A 3,618-nucleotide genomic window follows, 5' to 3' on the forward strand; every position below is an offset into this window, starting at 1 on the left:
ACGGGGCAGGGGAGACCCCGCAGGAGCGCAGCGACGAGGAGGCTCCCCGGACCGCCCGCGAACCGCACGTGCCTGGAGCGGAAATCAACAGGCAACATTAACAGAGCCTAATTTTTAAAAAGGAGCATTTACATGCCAATTATTAATGTTCAAATATTAGAAGGAAGACCAAATGAGAAAATAGAAGAAGTCATTCACAATATTACTAATACTGTTTCAGAAACATTAGATGCTCCAAAAGAGAGCATAAGAGTCATCGTAACAGAAATTCCAAAATCTCATTGGGGAATAGCTGGAGTACCAGTTTCGAAAAAGTGACCAACATTTAAAGGGAGAGTATGGCGATAGGGGATATTCCGTCATACTCCTAAGAATGTATATAACCGATGTAAGCGCTAACTAAATAAATTTAAGTTTTGGAGGTTATTATGACGATAGAATTGAGTTTGTTAGTGCCTCATGTTCCCAGCCTCTGTAACGAGGATCAAGTACCAGAATTTCAACAAGACATGGCAAGAAAAATGAAAAAAATGGGGAAACAAATTAAAGAAATAAATCCAGATGTTATTGTGTTAGTTTCCTGTCATTGGCCATCAACCTTCTTCCATTATGTCGACTGTACGCCTGTTCATAAAGGGATTCTTACTGCGTTTGAGGCCCCGGATTTAATTAAGGATGTTCCCTATCATTACCCTGGGGATGAAAAATTGGCAAATGAATTAGTAAAAGCGGGGGAAGAGGCTAATCTTCAAGTTCAAGGAGTGAATGATCCTTATTTTATTTGGGATTATGGAAGTTTAGTCCCTTTACGGTATTTGGTCCCAGACGAGGACATCCCAGTTATTAATTTATCAGTTACGCTAGCTGCGAGTTTAGAAGAAACATATAAATGGGGGCAAGTAATTGCCAAGATATTGCGGGAAAGTGATAAAAAAGTGGTATTTCTTTCAAGTGGTGCCTTATCCCACAATATAGTTCGAGGCAGACATAACAAGCCAACTCTTTCTGAACATGCTTTGGATAAGCAGTTTATTGAATTTGTAATGAAGAAAGATTATAAAGCGGCTTATGACATGCTGCCGGAATATGCAAGAATGGCAAGAGTGGAATCAGGAGGGCGACATCTCGCCATGTTATTCGCGATGATTGAGGATGATTGTGTACCTACTTATCTAGCAGAAGGCCAGTCCTCGGGAAGCTGGAATGCGCTAATTACATTTGAAAAAAGCGAAACAGCAAATTTAAAAGCTGAAGTTGAAAGTGAATTTGTTAAATAAATCTACTAAAGAAAAGAAAGGAGGAGATGGTTTATATATGCGTACTCAAGTAGGAATAATCGGAGCGGGTCCCGCGGGGCTAATGTTATCGCATCTATTACACTTACAAGGAATAGAATCTATTATCATTGAATCCCGTTCACGTCAAGAAATTGAAGGAACCATTCGTGCTGGGGTTTTAGAGCAAGGAACTGTTGACCTATTAAATGCCACTGGTGTCGGTGAACGAATGATGAGGGAGGGGCATGTTCACGAGGGAATCGAATTGCAATTTAATGGCAATAGACACCGAATTGATTTCGCCGAGTTAACCGGTGGAAAACAAATTATGGTATATCCTCAGCATGAAGTCATTAAGGATTTGGTTGCTGCCCGATTAAAAGCTAATGGGACCATTTTCTTTAATGTTAGCGATGTTAAACTAGTAAATATTGAATCTGCTCAACCCACAATAGAGTATACGAATGAATTTGGTGAGCCTCAGGTCATTGAATGTGATTTTATTGCGGGCTGTGATGGTTTTCATGGACCAAGCAGACAATCCATCCCAAAAAGCAAAAGAGTTGAAAAACAGCAAATCTATCCATTTGGATGGCTGGGGATTATTGCCGAGACACCTCAAGTGAACCCAGAGTTAATCTATGCCCACCATGAACGAGGTTTTGCACTACTAAGTACCCGTACCCCATCTATTCAGCGCCACTATCTTCAAGTTGACCCAAAGGATGATATTACAAACTGGTCAGATGATCGAATTTGGTCAGAACTGCATGCGAGAGTTGATTTGGAAGGCTGGACACTTCCACAGGGACCGATTATACAAAAAAATATTGTTTCCATGAGAAGCTTTGTTTGTGAAACGATGCAATATGGACGTCTCTATTTAGCTGGAGATGCTGCACATATCGTGCCTCCAACAGGAGCAAAGGGGCTAAATTTAGCTGTAGCAGATATCCTAGTTTTGAGCCAGGGGATTAGAGAATTTTATGAACAAGGTAATCAAAATATCCTGCAAAAGTATTCCGAAACATGTCTAAAAAGGATTTGGAGAGCACAAAGATTCTCATGGTGGATGACCACCATCCTTCATACCAACCAAAACCATAGTCCGTTTGAATACGGCATTCAGTTGACAGAACTTGATAATGTTACATCATCCCCAAATGCAGCAGCAAACTTAGCTGAAAACTATATCGGTTTACCATTTGATCTTCCTTTATATAAGCATGAATTATCGCAAAAATAGCCCTTAAAATAAACCGTACTAGTTTCATGCTAGTACGGTTTTCCTTCAAAAAAGCTTCTCTTCATCCAATAGAAGTCATGATCTTATCTTCAAGAAACTCTAAAAAAAGCGATATGGATGGATTCAAATTGTTTTTCTTCCATGCAACTACAAGTTCGCAATCGTGATTCTTCACACCTTCTATTTCAACAAATTTCAGCGACGAGCTTGATGGCAGGCTTGAAATCCATGGGATTGGTTCCGTTTCAAATGCAATAGTACGCACGGATGTAAAACAACGAATTTTTCTCCAAAATGGAGAAGATATTCGTTGTTTTTTGTTGGGGAAAATTACATGATTGTAGTCAACAAAGGCGTGTGAGTGCGAAATAACTTGTCTTTTTAGACTGTCCTTAAACATAACACAGGACAGTCTTTTTTATTTATAATGGTATAATTAGTCTGAGGTTTTTGACCGAAAAATCGAATATAATCATTTGGACAACCTTTAGATAAATGAATCGGAGAGAAATATATGTTTTTTCGTTTAATGTACCATGTCGTCTTGCCTATTTATGTTGTATTTGTGATTTTTTCCTCGATAACGTTGGATAAATCCCAAAACAACTTTTTAATGATTTTACTAGGCATTATTTTTATAACAAGCATTTATTTGGAAAGGATTTTTCCCCGCTATTTTATTTATATAGCGGCTATTGAAATCCTTTCGTTACTATTGTTTCATTTCACAAGCCAGTTGAATTGGTGTTTCTCCATTTATATTATTTTACTTAGTAAATTCTTATTTCAAATCAAGGGTGTCCTTAAAGGGGTTTTTCTTAGTCTTGTCTTGATTGCTTTTTACACAATAATACGCATTTCGTATACTCCTGTCGATGCCTATAGCATACTTGCCGTTGGATCGGACTTCTTAACTTCTCTAGCCGTAGTGCTTATCATTCAATATATCATTGAAACGGAAAGAGCAAAAAATCTTCTTAAAGAAGAGAAGAAACAGGAAGAATTGCGTTATCAAGAGGAAAAAATGAAACTTTTAGGTGAAATGGCTGGTGGACTCGCACATGAAATTAGAAACCCTTTGACCATCATTCAAGG

The 3,618-nt window shown here is 38.4% G+C and carries 3 protein-coding genes and 1 pseudogene; all 4 read left to right on the top strand.

Annotated elements, in window-relative coordinates; genetic code table 11:
• The first annotated feature begins 132 nt into the window (after window positions 1-132).
• Complete coding sequence (locus V7659_RS23305) at window positions 133-318, top strand: 4-oxalocrotonate tautomerase (RefSeq protein ID WP_420491297.1); 186 nt, start codon at window positions 133-135, stop codon at window positions 316-318.
• Window positions 319-428: 110 nt separating this feature from the next.
• Window positions 429-1,277: an extradiol ring-cleavage dioxygenase gene (locus V7659_RS23310; RefSeq protein ID WP_335542548.1), complete on the top strand. Its 849-nt coding sequence runs from the start codon at window positions 429-431 to the stop codon at window positions 1,275-1,277.
• Window positions 1,278-1,314: 37 nt separating this feature from the next.
• Window positions 1,315-2,523: a 4-hydroxybenzoate 3-monooxygenase gene (locus tag V7659_RS23315; protein WP_335542549.1), complete on the top strand. Its 1,209-nt coding sequence runs from the start codon at window positions 1,315-1,317 to the stop codon at window positions 2,521-2,523.
• Window positions 2,524-3,037: 514 nt separating this feature from the next.
• A pseudogene (locus V7659_RS23320) lies at window positions 3,038-3,618 on the top strand (hypothetical protein); the annotation flags it as partial.

Source organism: Neobacillus drentensis (genome assembly GCF_036966985.1).
In the GTDB taxonomy this organism is placed as follows: domain Bacteria; phylum Bacillota; class Bacilli; order Bacillales; family Cytobacillaceae; genus Neobacillus; species Neobacillus drentensis_E.